Annotated in this window: 5 protein-coding genes; 4 read left to right on the plus strand and 1 reads right to left on the minus strand. The window is 60.7% G+C overall.

Annotation, left to right across the window (positions count from 1 at the left end):
- The 4 genes from WBP53_RS15855 to WBP53_RS15870 all read left to right on the plus strand — a co-directional run.
- A partial coding sequence (locus tag WBP53_RS15855; RefSeq protein ID WP_423930657.1) for an epimerase occupies positions 1-955 on the plus strand: 955 nt, incomplete at its 5' end.
- Positions 952-1,293, plus strand: a complete 342-nt coding sequence (locus WBP53_RS15860; protein WP_423930659.1) for a YkgJ family cysteine cluster protein — start codon at positions 952-954, stop codon at positions 1,291-1,293. The genes WBP53_RS15855 and WBP53_RS15860, both read left to right, overlap by 4 nt.
- 78 nt (positions 1,294-1,371) lie before the next feature.
- Positions 1,372-1,785 carry a response regulator transcription factor gene (locus WBP53_RS15865; protein WP_423930661.1) on the plus strand — a complete coding sequence of 138 codons (414 nt, stop codon included), beginning with the start codon at positions 1,372-1,374 and terminating at the stop codon, positions 1,783-1,785.
- 109 nt (positions 1,786-1,894) lie between these two features.
- Positions 1,895-2,431 (plus strand): DUF4199 domain-containing protein, encoded by a 537-nt coding sequence (locus WBP53_RS15870; protein WP_423930663.1) that lies wholly within the window; start codon positions 1,895-1,897, stop codon positions 2,429-2,431.
- A 159-nt stretch (positions 2,432-2,590) separates the two neighbouring features.
- On the opposite strand, the gene WBP53_RS15875 is transcribed toward WBP53_RS15870, so the two are convergent.
- The coding region (locus WBP53_RS15875) for a GGDEF domain-containing protein (RefSeq protein WP_423930665.1) at positions 2,591-2,907 on the minus strand (317 nt) is incomplete at its 5' end.

Raw genomic sequence — 2,907 nt, forward strand, 5'->3', positions numbered from 1 at the left:
TTTCAATCGAGGGCAGGCAGAAGCTGACCTGCCCGAAGCAGTCGAATATCTCCAGGGAGACCGCGACGATGGCTCGCTGGAGGCACTCAAAGGCCGCGAATGGGATGTCTGCATCGACAATCCAACCCGTGTGCCTTACTGGGTTCGAGATGTCGGCGAGATCCTCAAGGGCAAGGTCAGGCAATACATTTTTGTCTCGACCATCTCCGTGTATGCCGACAACAGCCAGCCGAACGCCAGCGAGGATTCCGCGCTGGTGGCCTATTCCGGCAAGGATGCAATGAAGGAAACCCGCAAGACCCTGGAAGCCGACGCGAGCCTGTATGGACCACTCAAGGCGGTCTGCGAGCGGGAAACAGCGAAATGGTTTCCCGGGATCACCACGATTGTTCGCCCCGGCCTGATCGTCGGGCCGAATGACCCGACCGATCGTTTTACCTATTGGCCGGTTCGACTGGCGCGCGGCGGCGAAGTGCTTGCCCCGGGCGATGGCCGTGATCCGGTCCAGATTATTGACGCGCGCGACCTCGCCGAATGGATGATTCGTCTGGGCGAGTCACGAACATTCGGCACCTTCAATGCAACCGGCCCGAACTACCGCATGAGCATGGCCGCCATGCTGCACGGCATTCGCGCCACGAACTCCGCTGGCGCCAATCTGAACTGGGTCCCCAGCGGATTTCTAGCGTCGCAGAAAGTTGCGCCGTGGTCGGACATGCCCGCATGGCTCCCCGGCCAAGGCAAGACCGCGGGTTTCGGCTCTCGCGACATCACCCGTGCTCAAGCAGCCGGGCTCACCTTCCGTCCCTTGTCGACAACCGCAATCGACACTCTGCACTGGTTCAGGCAATTGCCCCCTGAAAGGCAGGCCAAACTGGACGCGGGCGTCAAGCCGGAGCGCGAAGCGGAGGTTCTGGCGGCGTGGCGCACCAGCCAGCCCAAGGCATCCCCATGACCCTACCGTCGGCTCAATTCGACATGGCATTGGGTCTGGACCAGGTGGCTACCGATCCCTCGATCCAGTGCAGCCAGTGCGAGGCAACCTGTTGCCGCCTTACCGTCTACGTCATGTCCGATGACCTGACGCCGGAGTATCTGGTAGACCAGGACGAAAATGGCATGGATGTAATGCGCCGGCGCGATGATGGCTGGTGCACCGCGCTCGATCGCGACACGATGCGCTGCTCAATCTACTTGCTGCGGCCCCAGGTATGCCGGGACTTCGAAATGGGTAGCCCCGACTGCCGCGAAGTGCGTGCGCATGAACGCCTTATTCCGATATCCGTGCGCTGAAATCCAGGCCCAACTTGTACTGTGCAGAAAATCGTTGCTCAATAGTCGCAGGGAAGCAATCAGGTACCAGGGTAAGCCATGAAAAGGCAGGTCTTTCTCTACGGCGCGCTGCTCGCTGCCGGAACGCTGGCCCTGCAGTGGCTTGACTACCAGCGGCTGGCACGCGCGCACTCCGGCGATATCTTCGTATTCCTGATCGCACTCGCTTTCCTGGGGCTCGGAATCACCGTGGGCACCCGCCTGGCACGCACCAGGAGACCCGCAACATTCGACGGCAATCCAAAAGCTCGGGATGCCCTCGGCATCAGTCCTCGCGAACTGACTGTCCTGCAGGAAATCGCCGCCGGCCGATCCAACAAGGAGATTGCGGCGAACTTGAACGTTTCGCCGAACACGGTAAAGACCCATGTTGCCCGGCTGTTCGAGAAACTCGGCGCGAAGAGACGGACCGATGCGATCAACCGTGCGCGGGAACTTGGCATCGTTTCCTGATTCCCAGGTCATTTAGGATGATTTTGGCGAAATCACCCTTTCGGGCGATTGTCCTGCCACGCTCGCCGTACTCTATTGCAGGTCGCACATTCACCCGGAGACTGCAACCATGCTCAAGCAAATCCTGAAGTACGGCCTGATCGCAGGCCTGATCGCCGGAATTCCGATGCTCGGCCTGACCCTGGCGATGAAGGACCATCCGCCCACCAGCTGGGGCATGGCGGTTGGCTACCTGACCATGCTGATCGCGTTCACCACGATCTTTCTCGCCATCAAGCGCAAACGGGATATCGAGCATGGCGGAATCATCCGGTTCTGGCCTGCCGTCGGCTTGGGTCTCGGCATCAGCGTGATTGCCAGCGTCATCTATGTGCTTTGCTGGGAAGCTGCGCTTGCCGCCAGCGGCATCGATTTCATCGGCGCATACAGCGAAACCTTGATCGAAGAACAAAAAGCCAAGGGTGCCAGCGCAGAAGCGATCGCCGCCCTTGCCGCCGAGATGCAACAACTCGCCACCGACTATGCCAACCCGCTGTTTCGCATGCCGCTGACCTTCACCGAGATCTTCCCGATCGGCGTACTCGTAACGCTGGTGTCGGCGGGCTTGCTGCGCAATAGCCGATTCCTGCCACTGCAACGCACCTGAGCCAAACGGCGGGGTCGCCTGTGGCGATTCCGCCTTTCGTGCGATGGCTTCTTCAACCCACAGATGGAAACATCATGTAACGACATATGCCTGGCTGGCAGTGCCCGGCGGAAGCCACGTGCCTGCGCACGCTCCGCGCATCCCGGAGACCTCGGCCGGTCACTTGGAGACAACCCGATTCCGACCCTGGTTCTTCGCTGCATACAAGGCCTTGTCGGCGGCCTTGAGGACATCGGCGGGTGCGCGCAAGCGATCGGATCGCGCGGCCAGACCGATGCTGATCGTAACCTTGACTGTCCCGGCACCACGACGCTTCGGCGCCGGCGTTCGCGCACGACCAACATCGGCGCGAATTGGTACATGCATGCCAGCGACTCGCTTGCGCAAGTCTTCGCAAGCCTCTCTTGCCTGATTCGTCCGACTACCGGTGAACAGCAGGCAGAACTCCTCACCGCCGTAGCGAAATGCTTCGCAAC

Origin of the sequence: Dokdonella sp. (assembly GCF_049593775.1) — a bacterium.
Taxonomy (GTDB): domain Bacteria; phylum Pseudomonadota; class Gammaproteobacteria; order Xanthomonadales; family Rhodanobacteraceae; genus Dokdonella.